This is a genomic window from Hydrogenophaga sp. (assembly GCF_036675665.1).
Taxonomy (GTDB): Bacteria; Pseudomonadota; Gammaproteobacteria; order Burkholderiales; family Burkholderiaceae_C; genus Hydrogenophaga.
On the sequence record NZ_JAKFEO010000007.1, the window covers coordinates 127783 to 151839 of the forward strand.

Here is a 24057-nt window from a genome sequence, read left to right on the forward strand (position 1 = left end):
CGGTTGGTGGTCCAATTGGTGGCCACAGAGGAGCCCTTCATGACCGAAGCCACGCCCGCCACCGAGAGCCCAACCGAACCACCGCGGCCACCGTCGGTGTTTGACCTGACCGTGACCGACCTGCGCGCTGGCGATCCGCTGCACTGGCTTCGTCTGGGCTGGGCCGACTTCGTGCGCAGCCCGCGCATCGGCCTCTTCTACGGTTTGTGTTTTTTCCTCATGGGCCATGCGTTGCTGGCGGTCTTTCGCGCCGCGCCGGCCTATGTGCTGGCCTTGAGCGCGGGCTTCCTGCTCATGGGCCCGTTTCTCTGCCTGGGTCTGTACGACGTCAGCCGCGCGCTGCAGAACGGTCAACGTCCGTCGCTGCGGGCCTCGCTGCTGGCGTGGCGGCCGACGCAGGGCACCATGGCGATCTTCGCGGGCGTGCTGCTGATCCTGGAGATGCTGTGGGGCCGCGCTTCGCTGGTGGTGTTTGCCGTGACCTTCAACACCATGCCGTCCACGACGAACCTGCTGACCCAGCTGATCAACCCTGAAAACCTGTCGTTCCTGATCACCTACACCGTGGTCGGCGGCCTCTTTGCCGCCCTCATCTTTGTCACCAGCGTGATCTCGATCCCGATGATCATGGACCGCCGGGTTGACGCGATCTCGGCGGGGCTCACCAGCATCCGTGCGTGTCTGCAGAACCCGGGCGTGATGCTGCAGTGGGGCGCGCTGATCACGCTGCTGGTGGGCCTGGCGATGCTGCCGCTGTTCGCGGGCCTGTTCGTGATCGGACCGGTGGTGGGCCACGCCACCTGGCACGCCTACCAGGGCACGGTGAGCGACCCGGCCTGAGGGGGCTCAGCGACCGGGTGGTGTGTCGCCGCGCTGACCGCTGCCCCGTCGGCCAGGGCGCTTGCCCAGCAACGCGGGCTCGATGCTGTCTTCAAACAGCGGCCACAGGGCCTGCACGCGCTCCAGTGCCACCTCTTCGCCCATGGAGCGACACAGACGCTGGTGCAGCTCCACACGCATGAACCACAGGCTTTTGGGATCCACCGCCACCAGCAGGCGGTGGCGCAGGCGCTCGTCTTCCCAACTGGGTTCGTTGGGCAGCAGCTCCAGCATGGCGCGGCGGATGCGGGACAACGCGGCGGGATCGTGACGAACCGGATCGCTCACAAGGCGTTGCGTGACGGTGTCCAGGATGGTGGAGAAGATGCGCATCGGGTAGCAATCTTTTTGTTTGAGCCATGAACCAACACAACGCATTCAGGGGTGCGTATTCCCGCGCTTCCACCCTGCTTTGTAACACGCGTGACGTTATGTATCAACGGTCTGCGTTCGAGACAAGGGGGCTGGCCGACCGGTTCGGATCGGTCTCGCGCCACAGGCGCACGGTCAGCCACCAGCCAATGAGCGAATTGGCGAGCGCAAACAGGCTCACCACCAGGCGGATGCCCATGGGTGGATCGTTCAACTGAAGGAAGCCGACCATGAAGCTGGAGAGTGCGCTGAACCCCAGCATGAGCCAGAACAGGCCGCGGCGGGGCTGCCAGAGGCGGTGGAAGACGTGGGAGATCGAGGGCATGCCGTCATTGTGCCGGCCGCGCCTTGCTGGCTTCCTGCTCCTGCAGGAGCCGCCACATCACCTTGCCGCTGCCGCTCTTGGGCAAGGCGGTGAGGAACTCCACGGTGCGCGGGCATTTGTAGACCGCCATGTGCTCACGGCACCAGTCCAGGATGTCCTGCTCGCTCGTGGTCTCGCGGTGCGACTCGCGCAGCACCACCAGCGCCTTCACGCTTTCGCCGCGGTAGGCGTCGGTGGTGGCGATCACGCAGGCTTCGGCAATGGCCGGGTGCTTGAACATCAGCACCTCCACCTCGGCCGGCCAGACCTTGAAGCCACTGGCGTTGATCATCCGTTTGAGGCGGTCGGTGATGAAGTAGTAGCCGTCCTCGTCCACGCGGCCCAGGTCGCCCGAGCGGAAGAATCGTTTGCCCTCGACGGTGATGAAGGCTGCCTCGGTGGCCTCGGGTCGTTTCCAGTAGCCGTCGAACACCTCGGGGCCACAGATGATGATCTCGCCGGTCTCGCCCTGCGGCATGTCCTCCAGCGTGATCGGGTCGACCACCCGCGCTTCGGTGCTCATGAACGGAATGCCCAGGCATTGCTGCTTCGGGTGGTCGGGTGGGTTGTTGTGCGACGGCGCGGCGGTCTCGGTGAGGCCATAGCCCTCGGAATAGCGAAGCCCGTACTGCTCCAGCAGGCGCTGCGCCACCGCCTGCGGCATGGCCGCGCCGCCACCGCCCACCAGCACCAGACTGGAAAGGTCGTACTGATCGAAGCGCGGGCTGGCCAGCAGGTCGATCACCATGGTGGGGATGTTGGTCCAGTGCGTGACGCGCCAGCGCGAGATCAGCTGACCAGCGAGTTCACGGTCCCAGCGAGGCATCACCACCAGGGTCGCGCCGTTGTAGATGGAAGCATGCATGCCTGCCACCATGCCGGTGATGTGGAACATGGGCACCACGAGCAGGCCCACGTTCTCCGAGGTGCTGTTGGTCCACAGGCCCACGGCCACCGCGTTGTGCATGAGCGTGCGGTGCGGGTGCATGCAGCCCTTGGGCAGGCCCGTGGTGCCGCTGGTGTAGGGCAGCACGGCGAGGTCGTCCGGGCCGCGGTTGTGGGCCGGCGCGGCGCCGCTGCAGGCCAGGGCCTCGGCCCAGTCGCTCACCGTGCCGCCCGGCAGCGTGGGCACAGCGTGCTGCGTGCCCAGCCACTCGGCCCAGGCCGGCGGTATCTCGGCCCCCGGGCCGAAAGCGTCGCTGTAGTGCGAGACGACCAGATGGCGCAGGCGATCACTTTCGGGCACCTCGGCATTGGCCTTGATCAGCTCGCCGGCCAGGTCGGCCGCGGCGATCGCCACGCGTGCGTCGGGGTCGGTGATGTAGTGCTGCAGCTCGTCCGACCGGTTCATCGGATTGACCGGCACCACCACCGCGTTGGCCCTCAGGATGGCGAAGTGCGCGACGATCCACTGTGGGCAGTTCTGCATGAGCAGGATCACGCGGTCGCCGTCTTGCACACCCTGTGCGCGCAGGTGGGCAGCGAGCCGCTCGGCCTGTTCCAGCAACTGTCGGTAGGTCAGCACCTGGTCGAAGAAAACCAGCGCGATCTTGTCGGGGTAGCGCTGCGCACTGACCACCAGGTTGTGCCACAGCGACGTGGCTGGCGGGTTGATTCTGTGCGGCAGGCGCTTGGGCCAGAAGCGGTGGTGGGGCGCGGAGAGGCCCGCCTCCACCGTGGTGCTGTTGCTCATGCGCTGGTCTCCGTTGTTCTGCGTTTGGACCGAAGGATACGGGCCGCCCTCTCCGAAAGAAAACTCGACTTGTCGCGGGAGAGACCGTGACCACCATCCCCTCAATGGCACGGAACCTGCGTACCCAAGGTCACGGGCGGGCGTGCGCTTCCATCACGATGTCGTCATGTGCTATTTGCATGACTTTCACACGTAAACCCCGATCCCGGGTCCAAAACCCGGGGGATACATTCGGTTGCGGTCGCGATGCGCACCCAATAGGTGCGCATCCAGCGCCGACGGACATTCTTTCAAACCTTGGAGAGACCAGATGACGATGACGACCTTGAAACTCGCAGCCTTGGGCCTGAGCGCCGCGGCCACCCTGGCCAGCCTGCCCGCACACGCAGGCAAGGACCTGGATGCCATCAAGAAGCGGGGCGAATTGATCTGCGGGGTCAACACCGCACTGCCCGGCTTCTCGGCGGCCGACAGCCAGGGCAAGTGGAGTGGCATGGACGTGGACGTGTGCCGCTCGGTGGCCGCTGCCGTTCTCAGCAATCCGGACAAAGTGCGCTACGTACCCTTGACCGCTCAGCAACGCTTCACCGCCCTGCAGTCGGGCGAGATCGACATCCTCGCCCGCAACACCACCTGGACCCTGACCCGTGACGCCTCCCTGGGCCTGAGCTTCACCGGCGTGAACTTCTACGACGGCCAGGGTTTCATGGTGCCCAAGAAGCTCAACGTGAAGAGCGCCAAGCAGCTCAAGGGCGCCACGGTGTGCGTGCAGTCCGGCACCACCACCGAGCTCAACCTGACCGACTATTCGCGCGCCAACAAGCTCAACATCAAACCGGTGGTGTTCGAAAAGCTCGAAGCCGCCCTGGCCGCTTACTCGTCCGGCCGCTGCCAGGCCTACACCACAGATGCCTCGGGCCTGGCCTCCAGCCGCGCCAAGGACATGGCCAAGCCCGACGACCACGTGATCCTGCCCGAGCTGATTTCCAAGGAACCCCTGGGCCCGGCCGTGCGCCGGGGCGACGACGAGTGGGCCGCCATCGTCCGATGGGTCGGTTTCGCTCTGTTGGAAGCTGAGGAGTACGAGGTGACCCAGGCCAACGTCGACCAGATGAAGACCAGCAGCACCAACCCGGGCGTGATGCGCCTGCTGGGTGCGGGCACCGAAGACACCGGCAAGCTGCTCGGCCTGGACAAGGAATGGGCTTATCGCGCCGTCAAGGCCACGGGCAACTACGGCGAGATCTTCGAGCGCCATGTGGGCCCCAAGACCGCCATCGGCCTGCCCCGTGGCAGCAACAACCTCTGGAGCAAGGGCGGCCTGATGTACGCACCACCGGTGCGCTGAACCCGCATGCCGCCACGCACCGTGGTGGCACGACAGTCAAGGGCACCGGAGCGAATGCTCCGGTGCTTCTTTTCAAGCTCCTTCTGGTTCACCCACTTTCGAGGCTGTCTTGACATCCCCCACTCCCCCTCACCAACGGCGCCAGTGGTCGCTCAACAGCCGGGCCACCCGCGGCCTGCTGTTTCAGCTGATCGCGCTGGTCCTGATCGCGCTGGGCATCTGGTTCCTCGCTCACAACACGCAACGCAACATGCAGGTGCGTGGCATCCAGAGCGGCTTCGACTTCCTGGGCTCCGCCGCCGGCTTCGACATCGGCGAAACCCTCATCGCCTACGACCCGAGCGAGAGCTACGGCAAGGCCATCTGGGTCGGCGTGCTCAACACGCTGAAGGTGGCCGGACTCGGCATCCTCTTCACCACCATCCTGGGCGTTTTGCTGGGTGTGGGCCGCTTCTCGCGCAACGGGCTGGTGCGCGGCATCTGCTATGGCTACGTGGAGTTGTTCCGCAACGTGCCCATCCTGCTGCAGCTGCTGATGTGGTACCTGATCTTCATCGACGTCCTGCCTGCGTCCAACGAGGCCTGGAGCATCTCCGGCCTGTTCTTCCTGAGCAAGGGCGGGTTCGCCTTTCCCTACCCCACCGCCGGCCTGGGCGGCGTCACGGCCGGGGCCGCTGTGGGTCTGGTGGCCGTGTGGCTCTGGCTGCGCAGGGTTCAGCAGCGCTTTGAAGCCACCGGGCACGATGGCGACCGGCTGTGGACCCCCATCGGCCTGGTCATCGCGTGTGCCGTCGCCGGGTGGGTCATCTCCGGCATGCCGACCGAATGGAACGTGCCCGAGCAGTTGGTGTTCATGGTCGACGGCGGCGTGTCCGCCACACCCGAGTTCATGACCATCCTCGTGGGGCTGGTCATGTACACCTCGGCCTTCGTGGCCGAGGTGGTGCGCAGCGGCATCCAGTCGGTCAGCCGGGGCCAGGATGAAGCCGCCGCCGCGCTGGGCCTGGACCCACGCCAGAAGATGAAACTGGTGGTGCTGCCGCAGGCCATGCGGGTGATCGTGCCGCCCCTCACCAACCAGTACCTCAACCTGACCAAGAACTCGTCGCTGGCGGTGGCCATCGGCTACCCCGACGTGGTATCGATCGCCAACACCACCATCAACCAGAGCGGACGCGCGGTGGAGTGCATCGCCATCATCATGCTGGTCTACCTCACCACATCGCTCAGCACATCGCTGCTGATGAACTGGTACAACCAGCGCGTGGCGATCAAGGAGCGATGAGCATGTCCGACACGTTCACGCCCATCGCCCCGCGCCCTTCCCCGGTCAAAGACTCGGGCCTCGTGCCCTGGATCCGGCGCAACCTGTTCGCCGACTGGCGCAGCACCCTCGTCACGCTGTTCGTGCTCGGCCTGCTGGCCTGGGTGCTGCCCGGCTTCATCCGCTGGATGCTGATCGACGCCGTGATACGGCCCGACTCCGAAGCCTGCCAGGCCGCACGCGGCGTGGGTGCCTGCTGGGGTGTGGTGGCCGAGAAGTACCGCATCATGCTGTTCGGCCGTTACCCGTTCGACGAGCAATGGCGTCCGCTGGTGGCCACCTCCTTCATGATGGGCGGGCTGATCCTGAGTTGCGTGCGCTTCTTCTGGAAACCCTGGCTGGCGCTCATGTGGGTGGGCATTCTGGCGCTGTTTTTCATCCTCATGGGTGGCGGTGTGTTCGGCCTGTCCGACGTGCGCACCGACCTCTGGGGCGGCCTGCCCCTCACCGTGATGCTGGCCACGCTGTCCATCTTCCTGGCCTTCCCGCTGGCGGTGGTGGTGGCGCTGGGGCGGCGCGGGCGCCTGCCCGCGATCCGCACCGCCTGCATCGTCTACATCGAGCTCATCCGCGGGGTGCCGCTGATCTCGGTGCTCTTCATGGCGTCGTTCATGTTTCCGCTGTTCATGCCGCAGGGCGTGACGCTGGACGTGCTGGTGCGCGTGATCGCCGGCATCACGCTGTTTGCCGCGGCCTACATGGCCGAGATCATCCGCGGCGGCCTGCAGGCCATCCCCAAGGGTCAGCTCGAAGCGGCCGACACGCTGGGCCTGACCTACTGGCAGACGCAACGCAAGATCGTGTTGCCACAGGCGCTGGCGATGGTGGTGCCCAGCATCATGAACACCTTCATCTCGCTGTTCAAGGACACCTCGCTGGTCACCATCGTCTCGCTCTACGAGCTCACCGGTGCGCTGGCGCTGGCACTGAATGCGGATGTGAACTGGCGTCCGTTCAAGCTGGAGGCCTATCTCTTCATCACCCTCATCTACTTCACGGTGTGCTTCGCGATGTCGCGCTACAGCCTGTGGGTCGAGAAACAACTGAGCGCCAGCAAGGCCCGCTGAAGGAACAAGAACATGTCAGACCCCATCATCCGTTTCGACAAAGTCAACAAGTGGTACGGCAACGACTTCCACGTGCTGCGCGACATCGACCTCGACGTGGCCAAGGGCGAGCGCATCGTGGTGTGCGGCCCGTCCGGCTCGGGCAAGTCCACGCTGATCCGCTGCATCAACCGCCTCGAGGAACACCAGCAGGGCCATCTTTTCGTTGACGGCATCGAGCTCACCGACGACATCAAGGCCATCGACCAGGTGCGCAGAAACGTGGGCATGGTGTTCCAGCAGTTCAACCTCTTTCCCCACCTGACCGTGCTGGAAAACCTCACGCTCTCGCCCATGTGGGTGGGCAAGATGCCGAAGAAGGAGGCCGAGGAAAAGGCCATGGTGCAGCTGCAGCGGGTGCAGATTGCCGAGCAGGCCGGCAAGTACCCCCTGCAGCTCTCGGGGGGGCAACAGCAGCGCGTGGCGATCGCGCGCGCGCTGTGCCTCACGCCCAAGATCATGCTGTTCGACGAGCCCACCTCGGCGCTCGACCCGGAGATGATCAAGGAGGTGCTCGACGTGATGGTGGAGCTGGCCAACCTGGGCATCACCATGATCTGCGTGACGCACGAAATGGGCTTTGCCAAAGCCGTGGCCGACCGCGTGATCTTCATGGACCAGGGACAGATCGTGGAGCAGAACACACCCACCGAATTCTTCAACCATCCACAGAACGAACGCAGCCGGGATTTCCTCTCCAAGATCCTCGGACATTGATTCGTAACGGTTCTTTTCAGTGCAGGGTTTTTGACTTGTGAGGGTCATGTGGCGCTGACACAATGCGCGGGTTCTCAAGGAGGCCCACATGACCACGCAACCCCCGTTCACCGTCCAGCGCCTTTCCTGGCTGCGCTGGAGTTGCACCACCGCGCTGGGTCTGTCGGTGTGGTGCGCGGGCGCGGCGCTGGCCTTTGACGCGCAAGGCCACCGCGGGGCGCGGGGCCTGGCACCCGAAAACACGCTCGCGAGCATCGAGCAAGCCCTGTCCATTGGCGTGACCACGCTCGAATTCGACGTCGTGCTCAGCGCCGAGGGCGTGCCGGTGATCTCGCACGACACCACACCCAACCCCGACATCACGCGAGACGCCAGCGGCAAATGGCTGCAGTCGCGCGGCAAGCCGTTCAACCAGTTGACCCTGGAGCAGATCGCCAGCCTGGACGTCGGGCGCATCAATCCATTGAGCCGATACGCCCGTGACTTCCAGAACCAGGCACCACAGGACGGTGAGCGCATCCCCACACTGGCATCCGTGTTCGAACGGGTCAAGCGGCTGGGCGCGGGCCATGTGCGCTTCAACATCGAGCTCAAGACGCATCCATTGCGCCCCGACGAGTCGCCCGAGCCCGAGGCGTTCGTGCGCGCCGTCGCCGCCGTCATCAGCAGCCACGGCATGGCCTCGCGCACGACCCTGCAAAGCTTCGACTGGCGGGTGCTCAAGGCCTGTGAAACCATCGCACCCGCACTGCCGCGTTCGTTCCTGTCGGCCCAGATGCCACGCTTCAACACGTTGGCCGATGGTGCATGGACCTCGGGCATGAAACTGGCCGATTTCGACGACGCCCCCGCCATGGTGGCGGCGGCGGGGGGCAGGCTCTGGTCGCCCCACTTCAACGACCTGAGTCAGGCCACGCTGGCGCGCGCGCGCACGCACAGCCTGCGCGTGATTCCCTGGACCGTGAACGAAGTCAGCGACATGTCGCGGCTGATCGACTGGGGCGTGGACGGCCTGATCACCGACTACCCCGACCGGCTGCGCGCGGTGATGCAGGAGAGGGGCATGGTCCTGCCTCCTGCGGTGGCGGTGCCGATGGCGAAGGCCAATGCGCCGATGCCGGCGCGCGACCTCGTGCCTTTTGGCGTGGCTCCCGAGCTGCGCTGAGACAAGACCCGGGGGCCGCACCCGACGTCAAGGACGGGCGCCACCGGGTGGCACATCCCAGGCCGTGACATCAATGTCCAGATCGCTGAACTTGCGCGGGTCCAATACGGGGCGCTGGACGCCGGCCTTGAGTTGCTCTCGGTAGTCCTGCAACAGCCGCACGGCCACCGGGAAGAGCATCAGGATGGCCATCAGGTTCACCAGGGCCAGCAAACCCATCAGGGGATCCGAGAAGAAGAACACCGATGTTGCCCCTGGTGCCGTGGCACCGAGGAACACGATCGCGATGATCGCCGCCCGCAGGATGTGCAGGGCCATGGGGTGTTGGGTCAGCTCGACCAGCGCCGTCTCACCCAGGTAGTAGTTGTAGATGATCGAGCTGAACGCGAACAGCAGGATGGCGAAGGTCAGGTAGTAGGTGGACCATCCACCGACATGCGACACCAGGGCCTGTTGTGTCAGTGCAATGCCATCCACACCGGTGGCACCGGGCACGTAGGCATCGCTGAGCAGGATCACGAAGGCGGTGCACGAGCAGATCACGATGGTGTCGAGAAACACCGAGAGCGACTGCGTGATGCCCTGGCTGATGGGGTGCTTCACATACGCGGTAGCGGCCACGTTGGGAGCGGAACCCAGGCCGGCTTCGTTGGAGAACAGGCCCCGGCGCAGACCCTGCGCGATGGCCGCGCCCATGCCACCGGCCACGGCCTCCTCCAACCCGAAAGCGTTGCTCACGATGGTGGCCAGCACGCTGGGCACTTCCGTGATGTTGAGCGCGATCACGATCACGGCCATGGCGATGTAGCTCAGCGCCATGACGGGGACCATCACGTCGGACGCCTGCGCAATGCGTCGGATGCCACCGTAGACGATGAAGCCCGTCACCACCGCCAGGAACACACCCGACCAGATGCGGTCGATACCCAGGCTGTTGCTCACGGCCCCCGCGAAGGTGTTGCTCTGGAATGCATTGAATCCGAGCGCGAACGACGCTATCAGGCAGACGGCGTAGAGCACGGCCAGCCAGCGGTAATGGGTGCCCAATCCGTGGCGGATGTAGCTGGCTGGCCCGCCTCGATAGGTGCCGTCGCCGGTGCTGCGCTTGAACACCTGGGCCAGCGTGCACTCCACGAGACTGGTGGCCATGCCGATGAGCGCGATGGCCCACATCCAGAACACCGCGCCCGGGCCGCCCAATGTGATGGCCACGGCCACGCCGGCAATGTTGCCGCCGCCCACACGGCCGCCCAGGGACACGAAGAGCGCCTGCCGGGCGCTGATCTGGTTGGGGTCGGCATGTTCATTGTTGGGCGAGAGCACCCGGAACATGCGAAAGAAGTAACGGAACTGCACGAAGCCCGTCAACGCCGTCATGAAGATGCCAAAGACGACCAGGATGGGAATGAGTGCCCAGCCCCAGGTCAGGTTTTCCAGCGTCGTGAATATGCCGGTGATCGTTTCCATGTCCGTACCTCCTCCGATTGCGGGATCTGTCTGCGCAAAGGAAAGCAAACCCGGCATGCCCGACTGCGGCACCGCTGGCCGCTCCACGCATCCCTGAATGTCTGCCGCGTCGACCCATGTCGGCATGGCATCGTGGCCACATCCTAAAGGCGATTCGCGTTGTTGCCGAGCTTTCGAGCGCGTGCTGTAAGGAGCGGGGACACACACCGACCAACCGGCATCAACCTGACGGAGACCCCCATGACTGTCGAACCACGCACCCTCCTGCGAGCCATCGCAACCGCCATCGTGGGCTTGGCGGTGACCACCAGCACCATGGCGCAGACGTGCGAGGTGCGCTCTGGCCCCAGGCCCCCGGCGGTGGTGGAGCTTTACACCTCCGAAGGCTGCAGCTCTTGCCCGCCGGCCGACCGCTGGCTCTCCACCCTGAAGACCCAGGACAAGGTGCTGGCGCTCTCCTTCCATGTGAACTACTGGAACCACCTGGGCTGGCGCGATCCGTTCGCTACACCCGAGACCACCGCCCGCCAGTACCAACTGAAGGAAGCGCTGCGCGGCAAGCACGTCTACACGCCGCAGGTCGTGCTCAACGGGCGTGACCATCGCGACTGGCACGGCCAGGACGCCAGCCGCCTGAGCGGCCTGCCCGCTGCGGCCGCCCCGGCCCTGCGCCTGAGCCGCCAGGGGAGCGTGGTGACGGCACAGATCGCGGCCACGCCGGGCACCGAACTGGCGGGCTATTGGGCCGTCCTGCAGGACGGCCTGGTGAGCAAGGTCACGCGCGGCGAAAACGCCGGTGAAAGCCTGCGCCACGACCATGTGGTGAGCTTGTACCAACCGGTGGCACCCTGGGCCGCCGGGCAGGGTGGCAGCGCCAGGCTCGTGCTGCCCGCCGGCTCGACACAACGCGTGGCTTTCGTGGTGACGAACCGCGGCCTGACGCAGCCGGTGCAAGCCCTGGTGCTGCAATGCCCCGCCTGAAACAGGCAAATTTCAGCAACGGGATGGAACCAACACGGGCTGATCCGTATCATCCCTGGTCATGCGCCACTGGTTCCTCGTCCTCATGATCGCCCTGCTGCCCCTGCGCGGCTGGATGGGGGACGCCATGGCGGTGGAGATGCTGACCCAGCCCACACACGCCACCATGGCCAGCATGGCGATGGACGAGCATGGTGCGGACCACGACCATGACCACTGCGCCTGCGACGAGCACACCGCATCGGCAGAAGACGTCGGCGACCACCAGCACAACGCCTGCGATGTCTGCAACGTGCCTGCCCTGGCCATGACCATGCCCGCACTGCAGATCCCTCCCATGGTGCACAGCCAGCTCGCGCCTCCCGCCGAGCGCTTTGCCAGCAGCGAGGCCCAACGGGGCATCAAACCACCCATTTCCTGACTTCACACGCCACAGGTGCGTCCGCAGCCACCCGTTGAGGGCGTGCCAGCGGGCGTCGGTTCGTGATTTCAGGAGATTCCCATGATGGTTTTGCGGCGGTTTTCACCGCCTTTCACAAGCACACGTTGTCGCGTCGCGGCCTTGAGCCTGGCCTGCCTGTCGGCGGTCTGGGGGCCGACACAGGCGCAGCCTTCCCGAGCACTGCAAGCCGCCGATCCGGCGACCCCCGCATCTGCCGCGGCCCCGATGGCGCTGCCCGCCACCGGTGCGGTGGCACCGCAAGAACGCCCGGCAGACATCGCCCGGGCGCGCGAGATCTGGCAACGCGCCAACGAACGTGTGGCCGAATTCCCGCGTGGCCACGCCGACCTGCTGCGCTGGGAGGCGAAAAACCCGGGCAGCGCGCCCGCCACCGAAGGCAACAGCGCCCGGCCCGAGCCGCTGGATGCGGCGCAGGCGCTGCGCCTGTCCCTGCGCCAGCGGCCCGACCTGTTCACCCACGCCGACATGAACGCGCTGGCCACAGGCGCGGTGCAGGTGGCCTACGCCCGCCACGTGCGCGACGTGCAGCGCGCCTGGGTCGACGCGGTGAGCGCGCGCCAGAGCTGGCGCCACGCGAGCGACATGTGGGACGCCACACGCACCGGCAGTGAACTCGGCCAGCGCATGGTGGTGGCCGGCAACTGGAGCCAGGCCAGGCTGATGCGCGAACAGCTGTTGGAAGCCAGTGCCTGGCAAGCCAGCGTGAACGCGCAAGGCACGGCCATGGCTGCCCAGGAGCGGCTGGCGCAACTGCTGGGCCTGTGGGACGCGCAGGCTGTGGCGCAGTTGGGGGAGCGCCTGCCCGCTGGCTTGCCGGCCGTGCCGCCGCGTGCCATGCCGGGCGAGGGCCTGAGCGAATCCTCATGGGAAGCCGCCGTGCTGCGCGCCGATCCGCTGCTGGCCTTGCAACGGATCGAGGCCCAGCGCGAACTCGCCGCGGTGAGTGGCGCCCGCCGGCAGACCTGGAACGCTGCGGTGGACGTCGCCCTGGCGGCCATGCCGGACCCGAGCGCCACGCCGACACCGCCGCACATCGGGGACCTCTCGCTGCTGCGCGACCACGCACTGGAGCGCGCGACCCGCGCCGAGGCCAGGCTGCTGCGCGCTGCGAGCGAACGCCGCTCGATGGCGCGCCAGGCCTGGGCCCAGCTGCAAGCGCGCCACGCCAGTGCGGTGCACGCGCAAAACGTGGTGGCCCGGTTGCAAGCCGCCCTGGAGCAGGAAACCCTGCTCCGCTACAACGGCATGCTGCAAAGCAGCTGGGAGCTGCTGGCCAGCGCGCGCGAGCGCATGCAGTCGCTCGACGCCGCCTTGCAGGCCCGACGCGACTACTGGCGCGCCCGGACCGACTGGCAAGCCCTCTTGGCCGGTGCCGACTACACCGGCCCCGACACCCCATCGAACGCGGGTACGGGCGCAGCCGCCACCCCCGCAGGACACTGACATGAACAAAACGATGAACCGAAGAAACTGGCTCGCCGGAGCCGCCGTGGGCGCTGTCGCGGCCACCAGCGTGAGCCGCGTGGCGCTGGCCGCCATCCCCGAGCCGGTGCAGCAAACCTCGGCCAACACCGCGCCGCCCTGGACGCCACCGGGCGTGACCGGCGCGGGCCGCCCCTACAACCCGGTGGTCACGCTCAACGGCTGGACCGCGCCCTGGCGCTTGAACGCGGGGGTGAAGGAATTCCACCTCGTGGCCGAGCCGGTGGTGCGTGAAATGGCGCCAGGCTTCATGGTCAACATGTGGGGCTACAACGGCCAGAGTCCGGGCCCGACCATCGAAGTGGTCGAGGGCGACCGAGTGCGCATCTATGTGACCAACCGCCTGCCCGAGCACACCACCATCCACTGGCACGGCCAGCGCCTGCCCAATGGCATGGACGGTGTGGGTGGTCTGAACCAGCCGCAGATCAAGCCCGGCCAGACCTTCGTTTACGAGTTCACCGCGCGCCGGCCCGGCACCTTCATGTACCACCCGCACGCCGATGAAATGACGCAGATGGCCATGGGCATGATGGGTCTGTGGATCACGCACCCGAAGGCAAGGCACCCGCTCATCGAAGACGTGCAGCGCGACTACTGTTTCCTGCTCAACGCCTTCGACGTGGAGCCGGGCAGCATGACGCCGCAGGTCAACACCATGCTCGATCAGAACATCTGGGCCTGGAACAGCCGCGTGTTCCCCGGCATCACACCGCTGGTGGCCAGGCTCGGTGAACGGGTGCGCGTGCGCATGGGCAACCTCACCATGACCAACCACCCGATCCACATCCACGGCATCGAGTTCGAAGTGACCGGCACCGATGGTGGGGCCACGCCCAGGGGATCGCGTTGGCCCGAGGTGACCACCGACGTGGCCGTGGGCCAGATGCGGCAGATCGAGTTCGTCGCCGACGAGCCGGGCGACTGGGCCATGCACTGCCACAAGAGCCACCACACCATGGGCGCCATGGGCCACGGCGTGCCCACCATGATCGGCGTGGACCACCGAGGGCTGGTGAAACCGCTGCAGCGCGCCGTGCCCGACTACATGGTGATGGGCGAACGCGGCATGGCCGACATGGGCGAGATGGAGATGGAACTGCCCGCCAACACCTTCCCCATGATGACCGGCACCGGCCCCTTTGGTGCCATCGAAATGGGCGGCATGTTCACCACGCTCAAGGTGCGCGACGACCAGAAGACCGGCGACTACAGCGACCCGGGCGACTACAGGATGCCGCCGGGCACGCAGGCGCGGCTGGTGGACACCGGTACCGCGCCGCTGGCCACGCGCCCCGCCGCCCCCACCCAACCCGCCACCACAAACGTCCGCAAGCCTGCGGGCGGCCACAGCAATCATTGAACCCTTCACGGAGAACACGCATGACTTTCAAGACACGACGCTCGCTGCTCGCACTGCCCCTGGTGCTGGCCCTGCCCCACGCCTTCGCCCATGGCGACCAACACGGCAAGGCGGCCGGCCCGGTGGTCAAGGAACAAAAGCCCTGGGGCATCGCCAGCGAGCCAGCCCGGGCCCGGCGCACGGTGGACATCCGCATGAGCGACGACATGAAGATGACGCCCAACCACCTCGACGTGCGTGAGGGCGATACCTTGCGCCTTCGCGCCATCAACGTGGGCCAGGTGCTGCATGAGATCGTGATCGGCACCAGCGAGGAGCTCAAGGCGCATGCCGAGATGATGAAGAAGTTTCCCAAGATGGAGCACGACGAGCCCTACATGGCGCACGTCGCTCCCGGCAAACGAGGCGAAATCGTCTGGACCTTCAACCGCCCGGGCGACTTCGAATTCGCGTGTCTGATCGCCGGCCACCTCGAGGCCGGCATGCGCGGCACGATCCGCGTCGCCCCCAACGCTTGACCACCAGGAGACCACCATGCAACGACGTTCCCTTATCAACACGGCAGCGGCACTGATCGCTGGCGCAGCCCTGCCCGCCTGGGCTCAAACACCCACCGCCCTGCCCGTGCTGCAGGTCTGGAAAGACCCCAACTGCGGCTGTTGCAAGGACTGGGTGAACTATCTGCAGGCCGACGGCTTCCAGGTGCAGCTGTTCGACACCGGCAACGCCGCCGTGCGCAAGCGCCTCGGCTTGCCCGACAAGTTCGGCTCGTGCCACACAGGACTGATCGGTGGCTACGTGATCGAGGGCCATGTGAACGCGCGCGAGATCCGCCGCCTGCTGGCCGAGAAACCCAAGGCGATCGGCCTGGCCGTGCCGGGCATGCCGGTGGGCAGCCCGGGCATGGACGGTGCCGTGTACGGCGATCGCCGCGACGCCTACGACGTGGTGCTGGTGCTGCCCGACGGCACGGGCCGCGTGTACCAGCACTACGCCGGCAACACGGTGGGCTTCAAGCGCACGGCCACCACGGGCGAGGCCTTGCCCATGGCCGAAGGTGAGGTGCGCAAGGTGGACACCGCCGCCGGCAAGATCTCGCTCAAGCACGGTGAGATCAAGAACCTGGACATGCCACCCATGACCATGGTGTTCCAGGTGAACGACCCCGCGCTGCTGGGCAAGGTCAAGGCCGGCGACAAGGTGCGTTTCACCGCCATGCAGGTCAATGGTGCCTACACCGTGATGAGCATCGAACCGATGCCCTGAACCCGCCTCGAAGGTCCCCGGCAACAGGTTGTTGCAGGGTGCCGTGCTAATGTCGCGGCATGCCCAAAACCCTTCGCTACACGCTCATCTCACTGCGCGAGATGATCGTGTCATTCGGTCCTTTTGCCCTGCTCACCATCGCGCTGCTGGGCGTGGCCTATTGGTGGCTGAACCCCACGCCGCCCAAGCGCGTGGTGCTGGCCACCGGCCCGGATCAAAGCGCGTACGCTGAGTTCGGCAAGCGCTACGCTGAAGCGTTGGCGCGCTACGGCATCACGGTCGAATTGCTGTCGTCCGAAGGCTCGTCCGCCAACCTCGAACTGCTGCGCACCGGCAAGGCCGATCTCGGCTTCGTGCAGGGTGGCACGGCCGACATCGGCTACGACGAGGAAGACAGCATCACTTCGCTGGGCAGCCTGTTCGTGGAACCGCTGTGGCTCTTCTACCGCGAAGATTCGGCCAGGCGTCTTCGCAAATCCCCCACCGTGAACCAACTCGCCGAGCTCAGCGGCTGGCGGGTGAACGTGGGCACCGCCGGCAGTGGCGTGCCCCGCCTGTTCTCCACGCTGCTCGACGTGAACCGCGTGGACCCGAAGCAGCTGCGCCTGAGCGAACTGGAGCAAACCCCGGCCACGGTGGCCTTTCTGGGCGGTGAGATCGACGCCGTGGTGTTCGCTTCGGCACCCGAGTCGCTGATGGTGCAGATGCTGCTGCAGACCCCGGGCGTGAAGCTGCTGGACTTCGCGCAAAGCGAGGCCTATTCACGGCGCTTTGGCTACCTCACGCCGGTCGTGATGCCGCAGGGCGTGGTGGACCTGGCGCGCAACATACCGACCCGGGACGTTCGACTGGTCGCCTCCACCACCAGCCTGCTGGCGCACAGCGACACCCATCCCGCCATCCTGCAGCTGTTCGCACAAACGGCCACCGGGCTGCACGGGGGTTCGGGCTGGTTCAGCCAGGCGGGCGAATACCCCAGCCTGGAGCACAGCGAGGTGCCGATCTCACCCGAGGCCTCACGCGCCATCAGGAACGGTGCCCCGTTCCTGCAACGCTACCTCCCCTTCTGGCTGGCCAACCTGATCGAACGCATGTGGCTGGCCATGGGCCTGATCCTCGCGCTGGCGCTGCCGCTCTCGCGCATCGTGCCCCCGCTCTACACCTTCCGCATCCGCAAGCGGGTGTTCCGCTGGTACGCCGAACTGCGCGACGTGGAACAGCGGTTTGAAGCCGACGCCGACCAAGCCGCCGATCTGGTCGAACAGCTCGACACCATGGAATCAAAAGTGGAAAAGGTGGTGGTGCCGCTGTCGTACACCGACGAGCTCTACGCGCTGCGCAACAACATCCACCTGGTGCGCAAGAAGCTGCTGCGGAAAGTCTGAAGTTTTGCCGCCGGGCCGCCCCAAGGCAAAACAGCCCCCTTGGGGGCAGCGGACCTCGCGCAGCGGGGAAGCGTGGGGGGCAACGTTTTGCCGCCGGGCCGCCCCAAGGCAAAACAGCCCCCTTGGGGGGCAGCGACCCGCGTAGCGTGGGGGCTCTCTACAGCCCTTCAGCCTTGATGCTGTTCAACCAGGCCTGGCGAGTGACCTCGTCCAGCGCTTCATCGACCACGCCGTGGTCCGCCACCACACGCAGTTTGTCGTGCTCGATCAAGCGGTCCAGGCCGCGGCGGGTCATGGACAACGAGCGGCCATTGGCGCCCGAGAACAGGAACAGCGTGCCGTGCGGACTGGCCCAGGTGATCTGGCAACGCAGGGCCTGGCCGTCCTGCCACACGTCCACCCAGGTGCCCACGCTGAGTTGTGACGGTGGTTGCGCCGCCATCTCCGCCTTGAGATCCACCCAGTCCCGCTGCAGGGGTTGGGTGTCCACAAAGGAGGGGTGGGTGTCGGGCTGAGAGTCCGGCAAGGAGTCGTCCATGAAGCAGGTGTCGCGCGCCTCGGCGGGCTGCATCCACGGCTCCAGGTCGTCCTCGAACTGCTGGCTGGGCTGCTCGTCCTGCGGCGACTCGGTACGCTGGGTCTTGTAGGCCGCTTCGTGCAAACCCATCAGGGCCTGAAAGAATGCTTCGGCCTGTTCGCGTGGGTAGTCGATCGAGTCCAGGCCTTCGCGCAAGGTGCGCAGCACGGTCGGGATCACCTTGACCAGACGCGGGCGATTCAGACTCGCCACCGCGAGCTGACTCGACCACAGCAGGTCCGGCAGGATGTCGGTGTAGCGCATCGCGGGCACCTCCGAGGTGCTCAGGCCGGTGGCATTGGACACCTCAAGGCGGGCCTGGGCCACCACCTGTGCCCAGGGGCCGGTGAGGAAGCGCCTGACCACCCCCGGGGAGCGGTCAAAGTCGTTGCGCGATCGGAATTCGGCAGCCACGCGTTCGGCCAGCAGGTTGCGCTGCTCCACCCGCACCAGGGTCTTCACGGCCAGGCCGCGCGCCTTCACCTGCTCAGGGGCCATGGCCTCGGTCTGCGAGCGGTTGAAGTGCTGAAGCAAGCCCGGAAACCGATCGGCGAGATCCGGGCCCGGCTTCTGCAGCGTGTCGATGATGCCGCGCACCTGGCGCGAGAAAGCGGCGTAGCCACGGTCCTGCTCGTTCGTGTAGGCCAGGCTGTGTTCGGTGATGGCGTCGAGCAGGCGGCGCGCGGGGTTCTGTCGATCGGCGAAGAAGCGCGGGTCGGTGCGGGCCACTTGCAGCAAGGCGGGCTTCATGCCCTGCAGCATCTCGCGCACCGGCCGCAACAAGCGCTCGTCGGCCGATATCTGCTTGAGCATGAGCGAGACCACCTCGCTGGCGAGCGTGCGCACCATGGCGTTGCCAGCACCGACGGTGCCGGGCACACGCAGGGGCTCTTCATCGGGCTGCTCCAGATTGCCCACCAGAAGCTGGTGCAGATGATCGAGCGTGAGCAGGGCATCAGTCGCCAGACCTGCCTCTTCCTTCACGCCAGCGGCCCGTCGGCCCATGGGGGCGTCGGCCGTGGCGGTGCGGGCATCGGGCAACTGGATCACGGCAAAGCCGGCCGACTGCACGCCCATGCGGTCGAGCAAGGCGCTCAACCGCGTGTACAGACCCTGCAATTCCTGCCCCAGGGAAATGGCGCCGGTTTGCAGCCAGCGCGAACGCACGACCGGCGCGACGTTCAATCCTTTGAGGGCCTTCATCAAGGCGCTGACCACCACATCGGCACGCAAGGGGTTGGCTTCCGCATTGACGCTGTGCATGCCCTGTGCGGTGCACAGGCGGGCGGTGAGCTCGACGATTTCATGATCGACCGTCATGTTGACGATCTGCTGCACGCGAGCGAGCTCGACCGTCTCCTGCACCTGGTCGTCACCCATGAGTTCGAGTTCGTCAAAGCTCACCGACTTGGCGCGGCGCGGCTGCGCGTCGGTGCCCGGCAAGGCATTGCCCACCGAATCACCGAGCGCTGCCAGGAACCGGGTTGCGATCAGATCGCGATGCGACTCCAGCGCGGTGCGCGCATCGACAAAGACCTGCTTGTCGCCCAACTGGCGGGCCGACAATTCCTTTTCCTTGAGGGCGACTTGCAGCTTGTCCAGCCAGCGCGGCACCCACTCGCGCGTCTGGGCGAGCGCCTCCTTGAGGCAGGCGTCAAAGGCCTGGAGATGGGCAGCCATGCGGGCGGGTTCCTTCAGTCAAAGGGTCAAGATGAAGTGGTGGAACCATTGTGACCAGCAGCCACCCCAGGCACAACCGGGAAAAGAAACCGAATGTCCCGGCTGTTCACTCTTTAGCCATGAGGGCTCGCCAGCCGTCGACACCCAGCTCGCGCAGGGTCTGCAGGTTGCGCTCGACGATGGCGTCGGCGTCACCACCTTCGCTGGCCACGGCACGTTCCACGCTCTCCTCGCGCAGCAGGTGCAGCGTGGGATACGGTGCCCGGTTGGTGCAGTTGGTCACGTCGTCGGGCTCGGTGCCCTCGAACTGGAACAGGGGGTGAAAAGGCGCCACCTGGATCACACCCTCAAGCTCGTGTTCGGCCATCACGTCATCCACCACATTGAGGAAGTCGTTGAACACCTCGAAATCGGGGAACAGCGTGGCATGCACCAGCAGCGTGGTGTCGATCTCCTCGGCCGGCGTGTTCACCAGCAGGGCGAGTTCGCGGTCGAGGTCGTCCAGAAACGCATCGAGGTGGCGCGCCTGGCTGACCACGATGCGCACCTGGTTCTTCACGTACACCGCCCGCGCGAACGGGCACAGGTTCAGGCCGATGACGGCCTTCTCCAGCCAGTGGCGCGTGGCGGCTTCGACATCCTGCATCACTTCAATGCCTTGAATCTCATCCGTTTTGGTTTCGCGCCTTCTTCACCCAGACGCTTCTTCTTGTCGGCTTCGTATTCCTGGTAGTTGCCGTTGAAGAACACCCACTGGCTGTCGCCTTCAGCGGCCAGGATGTGGGTGGCGATGCGGTCGAGAAACCAGCGATCGTGGCTGATGACCAGCGCACAACCGGCGAACTCGAGCAACGCATCTTCGAGCGCGCGCAGGGTTTCCACGTCCAGGTCGTTCGAGGGTTCATCGAGCAGCAGCACGTTGCCACCCTCGGCCAGCGTCTTGGCCAGGTGCAGGCGCCCGCGCTCACCACCCGAGAGACTGCCCACGCGCTTCTGCTGGTCGCCGCCGGAGAAATTGAAGCGGCCGCAATAGGCGCGGCTGGGCATCTGGAACTTGCCCACGGTGATCATGTCCAGACCGCCCGAGACGTCTTCCCACACCGTCTTCTCGTTCTGCAGATCGTCGCGGCTCTGGTCCACCACGGCCATCCGCACCGTCTGGCCGATCTTCACTTCGCCACTGTCGGGCTGCTCCTTGCCGGAGATCAGCTTGAACAGCGTGGACTTGCCCGCGCCGTTGGGGCCGATGATGCCGACGATGGCACCGGCCGGAATCTGGAAGCTCAGGTTGTCGATCAGCAGGCGGTCGCCGAAGGACTTGCTCACGTTCTTGAACTCGAACACCTCGTTGCCCAGGCGCTCGGCCACGGGGATGAAGATCTCGTTGGTCTCGTTGCGCTTCTGGTAGTCGACGTCGCTCAGTTCTTCAAAGCGCGCCAGGCGCGCCTTGCTCTTGGCCTGGCGGCCCTTGGGGTTCTGGCGCACCCACTCCAGTTCCTTCTTCATGGCCTTGGTGCGCGCGTCTTCGGTGCGCTGCTCCTGCTCCAGGCGGGCTTCCTTCTGCTCCAGCCAGGTCGAGTAGTTGCCCTTGTACGGAATGCCGTGGCCGCGATCGAGTTCCAGAATCCACTCGGCCGCGTTGTCCAGGAAATAACGATCGTGGGTGATGGCCACCACGGTGCCGGGAAAACGCTTGAGGAACTGCTCCAGCCAGTCCACCGACTCGGCGTCCAGGTGGTTGGTGGGCTCGTCGAGCAACAGCATGTCGGGCTTGGACAGCAGCATGCAGCACAGCGCCACGCGGCGTTTTTCACCACCGGAGAGCACGCCCACCTTGGCGTCCCATGGGGGCAGGCGCAGCGCGTCGGCCGCGATTTCCAGTTGGTGTTCACCGTCGGTGCCCGAGGTGGAGATGACGGCTTCGAGCTGGGCCTGCTCGGCGGCCAGCGCGTCGAAGTCGGCGTCTTCTTCGGCGTACGCGGCGTACACCTCTTCCAGCCGCTTCTGCGCGGCACGCACGCCACTCATGCTGTTTTCAACCGCCTCGCGCACGCTTTGCTCGGGGTCGAGCTGTGGCTCTTGCGGCAAATATCCGATGCGGATGCCCGGCATCGGGATGGCTTCGCCTTCGATTTCCTTGTCGATGCCGGCCATGATCTTGAGCAGCGTGGACTTGCCCGAACCGTTGGTGCCGAGCACGCCGATCTTGGCGCCGGGGAAGAAGGAGAGCGAAATGTCCTTGAGGATCTGACGCTTGGGCGGCACGATTTTGCCGACCTTGTTCATGGAAAAGACGTATTGAGCCATTGCTGTGTGCCTGGGAAATCTGCGCCGAGGGTCGGCGCGAAACCGCCAATTATCCCAGCATGCGACAATACGGCTCGTCGGGCACTTCAGTTGGCTCGACACCAGCCTTTCGCTGGGGTGCTCGCCAACCACTGGCGGCACCAAACCCCTGAATCCATCTGCCCAAGACTGGCCGGGTCCCGCTTCCAACACCGAAGCGGTTCACGGAGTGGCCGATGCCCCCAGCGCCCTGGACGGGCGCCTCCAAAAAAATGACCTTTGACGATCTGAATCTGGCCCCGGCCATCGTGCAAGCCGTGCGTGAGCATGGTTACGAAACCCCCACCCCCATTCAAGTGGAAGCGATCCCTGCCGTGCTGGCCGGTCGCGACCTGCTCGGTGGCGCCCAGACGGGCACCGGCAAGACCGCTGCCTTCACCCTGCCCCTGCTGCAACGCCTGTCCGAGGGCGAGCGCGCCAAGAACCGCTTCGGTGGCGTGGCCATCCGGGCGCTGGTGCTCACCCCCACCCGCGAACTCGCCGCGCAGGTCGAGGAATCGGTGCGCACCTACGGCAAACACCTCACGCTCACGTCCACCGTCGTCTTCGGCGGCGTGGGCATGAACCCGCAAATCAACGCCATGAAACGCGGCGTCGACATTCTGGTGGCCACCCCGGGCCGTCTGCTCGATCTGCAACAACAAGGTTTCCTGGACCTCTCCGGCGTGCAGATGCTCGTGCTCGACGAAGCCGACCGCATGCTCGACATGGGCTTCATCCACGACGTGAAGAAGATCCTGGCGCTGGTGCCGAAAGACAAGCAGAGCCTGCTGTTCTCCGCCACCTTCAGCGACGAGATCCGCGATCTGGCCAGCGCCCTGCTCAAAGACCCGCTGCACATCCAGGTGACCCCGCGCAACACCACGGTGCAACGCATCACCCAGGTGATCCACCCGGTGGGCCGCGGCAAGAAGAAGGCTCTGCTGGTGCACATCATCAACCAGCACAACTGGAGCCAGGTGCTGGTGTTCACCCGCACCAAGTTCGGCGCCAACAACGTGGCCGAATTCCTCACGAAAAACGGCATCCAGGCCATGGCGTTGCACGGCAACAAGAGCCAGGGCGCCCGTACCCAGGCGCTGGCCGGCTTCAAGAGCGGCGACATCCGCGCCCTGGTGGCCACCGACATCGCGGCGCGCGGCATCGACATCGATGAACTGCCGCACGTGGTGAACTACGAAATTCCGAACGTCAGCGAAGACTACGTGCACCGCATCGGCCGCACCGGACGCGCGGGCAACGACGGCGCCGCGGTCAACCTGGTGAGCCTGGACGAAGAAGGCTTCATGATGGAGATCGAGCGCTTCACCAAGCAGCGCATCCCCGTGCAGATGTTCCCCGACTTCATGCCCGAGCCGGGTGAGAAGGCCGAACCCATCGCCATGGGTCGCCAGACCATCTGGGGCGGTGCCGGCAAGCCGCCCAGCCGCGACGTGATGGCCGCGGCCGCCAAGGCCGCGCGCACGGAAATGATGCAGCGCGTGCGAGAGAAAAAAGCCGGTGAGCCCCAGCAGGCTCGCGGCAACGGCGGTGGCCAGCGCCAGCGCCCTGCCGGTGACGGCATCGACGGCCCGCGCGGCGAAGGCCGCCGTGGTGGCGGCGGCAACGGCGGTGGTCAACGCGCGAATGGCAACGGGGGCAATGGTGGTGGCAACAGCCAGCCACGCGGCAACAACGGCCCGCGCAACGGCGGTGGCCAGGGCCAGCGCCCACCGCGCCAGCAGGCCGACCGGGGTGACCGCATGGACCGCGCACCGCGCGAGGACCGTGGCCCGCGCGAAGACCGCGAACCCGGCGCCGAGCGCCAGCCCGGACCCAACGCCCACCTGGGCAGCCTGCGCATCAAGGAGCCGCGCCCACGCGCGGCCAACCCGGGCGGCCAGCCCGATCCGCTGCGCACCAGCATCGACGCCATGCGCACCGGCAACCGCGGTGGCAAGGGCGGTGGCGGTGGTGGTGGCGGCCGAGGCGGCCCGCGCAATGCGGGTGGCGGTGGCGGTGGCGGCAACGCCGATCCGCTGCGCACGAACTTTGGACGGATTCGCTGAGCGAATTCACTGAACTACAGTGCGGTCATGC

Annotated in this window: 21 protein-coding genes; 14 read left to right on the forward strand and 7 right to left on the reverse strand. The window is 66.1% G+C overall.

Going from position 1 to position 24057, the window contains the following annotated elements; translation table 11 throughout:
• Positions 1–39: 39 nt before the first annotated feature.
• A complete protein-coding gene (locus tag V6M63_RS03405; protein ID WP_332739479.1) occupies positions 40–840 on the forward strand; it encodes a DUF2189 domain-containing protein in 801 nt (266 codons plus the stop codon).
• Positions 841–846: 6 nt separating this feature from the next.
• Here the strand turns inward: V6M63_RS03405 and V6M63_RS03410 are convergent, their stop codons facing one another.
• The 3 genes from V6M63_RS03410 to V6M63_RS03420 form a co-directional block, all read right to left on the reverse strand.
• Positions 847–1212 (reverse strand): hypothetical protein, encoded by a 366-nt coding sequence (locus tag V6M63_RS03410; RefSeq protein WP_332739481.1) that lies wholly within the window; start codon positions 1210–1212, stop codon positions 847–849.
• A gap of 103 nt (positions 1213–1315) precedes the next feature.
• Complete coding sequence (locus tag V6M63_RS03415; RefSeq protein ID WP_332739483.1) at positions 1316–1576, reverse strand: hypothetical protein; 261 nt, start codon at positions 1574–1576, stop codon at positions 1316–1318.
• A gap of 4 nt (positions 1577–1580) precedes the next feature.
• A complete protein-coding gene (locus V6M63_RS03420; protein ID WP_332739485.1) occupies positions 1581–3308 on the reverse strand; it encodes a long-chain fatty acid--CoA ligase in 1728 nt (575 codons plus the stop codon).
• A 310-nt stretch (positions 3309–3618) separates the two neighbouring features.
• Between V6M63_RS03420 and V6M63_RS03425 the strand changes: the two genes are divergently transcribed.
• The 5 genes from V6M63_RS03425 to V6M63_RS03445 all read left to right on the forward strand — a co-directional run bounded on the left by V6M63_RS03425 (position 3619) and on the right by V6M63_RS03445 (position 8968).
• Positions 3619–4656 (forward strand): amino acid ABC transporter substrate-binding protein, encoded by a 1038-nt coding sequence (locus V6M63_RS03425; protein ID WP_332739487.1) that lies wholly within the window; start codon positions 3619–3621, stop codon positions 4654–4656.
• Positions 4657–4765: 109 nt separating this feature from the next.
• Positions 4766–5941, forward strand: coding sequence for an amino acid ABC transporter permease (locus V6M63_RS03430; protein ID WP_332739489.1), 1176 nt, complete (start codon positions 4766–4768; stop codon positions 5939–5941).
• A 2-nt stretch (positions 5942–5943) separates the two neighbouring features.
• Complete coding sequence (locus V6M63_RS03435) at positions 5944–7047, forward strand: amino acid ABC transporter permease (protein WP_332739491.1); 1104 nt, start codon at positions 5944–5946, stop codon at positions 7045–7047.
• A 12-nt stretch (positions 7048–7059) separates the two neighbouring features.
• The gene (locus V6M63_RS03440) at positions 7060–7803 is read left to right on the forward strand and encodes an amino acid ABC transporter ATP-binding protein (protein ID WP_332739493.1); all 744 of its coding nucleotides are present in this window, start codon (positions 7060–7062) and stop codon (positions 7801–7803) included.
• 88 nt (positions 7804–7891) lie between these two features.
• Positions 7892–8968, forward strand: coding sequence for a glycerophosphodiester phosphodiesterase (locus V6M63_RS03445; RefSeq protein WP_332739495.1), 1077 nt, complete (start codon positions 7892–7894; stop codon positions 8966–8968).
• Positions 8969–8995: 27 nt separating this feature from the next.
• On the opposite strand, the gene V6M63_RS03450 is transcribed toward V6M63_RS03445, so the two are convergent.
• Complete coding sequence (locus V6M63_RS03450; RefSeq protein ID WP_332739497.1) at positions 8996–10435, reverse strand: alanine/glycine:cation symporter family protein; 1440 nt, start codon at positions 10433–10435, stop codon at positions 8996–8998.
• Between the two features lie 240 nt (positions 10436–10675).
• Between V6M63_RS03450 and V6M63_RS03455 the strand changes: the two genes are divergently transcribed.
• The 7 genes from V6M63_RS03455 (at position 10676) to V6M63_RS03485 (ending at position 17375) form a co-directional block, all read left to right on the forward strand.
• Positions 10676–11416, forward strand: a complete 741-nt coding sequence (locus V6M63_RS03455) for a DUF1223 domain-containing protein (RefSeq protein ID WP_332739499.1) — start codon at positions 10676–10678, stop codon at positions 11414–11416.
• 61 nt (positions 11417–11477) lie between these two features.
• Complete coding sequence (locus tag V6M63_RS03460) at positions 11478–11837, forward strand: hypothetical protein (protein ID WP_332739501.1); 360 nt, start codon at positions 11478–11480, stop codon at positions 11835–11837.
• Positions 11838–12083: 246 nt separating this feature from the next.
• Complete coding sequence (locus tag V6M63_RS03465; RefSeq protein WP_332739503.1) at positions 12084–13322, forward strand: hypothetical protein; 1239 nt, start codon at positions 12084–12086, stop codon at positions 13320–13322.
• Positions 13323–13335: 13 nt separating this feature from the next.
• Complete coding sequence (locus tag V6M63_RS03470; RefSeq protein ID WP_332740119.1) at positions 13336–14724, forward strand: multicopper oxidase family protein; 1389 nt, start codon at positions 13336–13338, stop codon at positions 14722–14724.
• Positions 14725–14744: 20 nt separating this feature from the next.
• Positions 14745–15242, forward strand: a complete 498-nt coding sequence (locus tag V6M63_RS03475; protein WP_332739504.1) for a cupredoxin domain-containing protein — start codon at positions 14745–14747, stop codon at positions 15240–15242.
• A 16-nt stretch (positions 15243–15258) separates the two neighbouring features.
• On the forward strand, positions 15259–15990 hold the full coding sequence (locus V6M63_RS03480) for a copper-binding protein (RefSeq protein ID WP_332739505.1): 732 nt from the start codon (positions 15259–15261) through the stop codon (positions 15988–15990).
• Positions 15991–16049: 59 nt separating this feature from the next.
• Entirely contained in the window at positions 16050–17375 is a 1326-nt protein-coding gene (locus V6M63_RS03485; protein WP_332739506.1) for a TAXI family TRAP transporter solute-binding subunit, read from the forward strand.
• A 157-nt stretch (positions 17376–17532) separates the two neighbouring features.
• Here the strand turns inward: V6M63_RS03485 and V6M63_RS03490 are convergent, their stop codons facing one another.
• The 3 genes from V6M63_RS03490 to ettA all read right to left on the reverse strand — a co-directional run bounded on the left by V6M63_RS03490 (position 17533) and on the right by ettA (position 21939).
• Positions 17533–19632: a DUF1631 family protein gene (locus V6M63_RS03490; RefSeq protein WP_332739508.1), complete on the reverse strand. Its 2100-nt coding sequence runs from the start codon at positions 19630–19632 to the stop codon at positions 17533–17535.
• Positions 19633–19738: 106 nt separating this feature from the next.
• Complete coding sequence (locus V6M63_RS03495; RefSeq protein ID WP_332739510.1) at positions 19739–20278, reverse strand: DUF1415 domain-containing protein; 540 nt, start codon at positions 20276–20278, stop codon at positions 19739–19741.
• Entirely contained in the window at positions 20278–21939 is a 1662-nt protein-coding gene (ettA, locus tag V6M63_RS03500) for an energy-dependent translational throttle protein EttA (protein ID WP_069047034.1), read from the reverse strand. Before ettA ends, V6M63_RS03495 begins: the two co-directional genes overlap by 1 nt.
• A 251-nt stretch (positions 21940–22190) precedes the next feature.
• Here ettA and V6M63_RS03505 point away from each other — a divergent pair, with 251 nt between their 5' ends.
• The gene (locus V6M63_RS03505) at positions 22191–24026 is read left to right on the forward strand and encodes a DEAD/DEAH box helicase (RefSeq protein WP_332740121.1); all 1836 of its coding nucleotides are present in this window, start codon (positions 22191–22193) and stop codon (positions 24024–24026) included.
• The last annotated feature ends 31 nt before the right edge of the window (positions 24027–24057 follow it).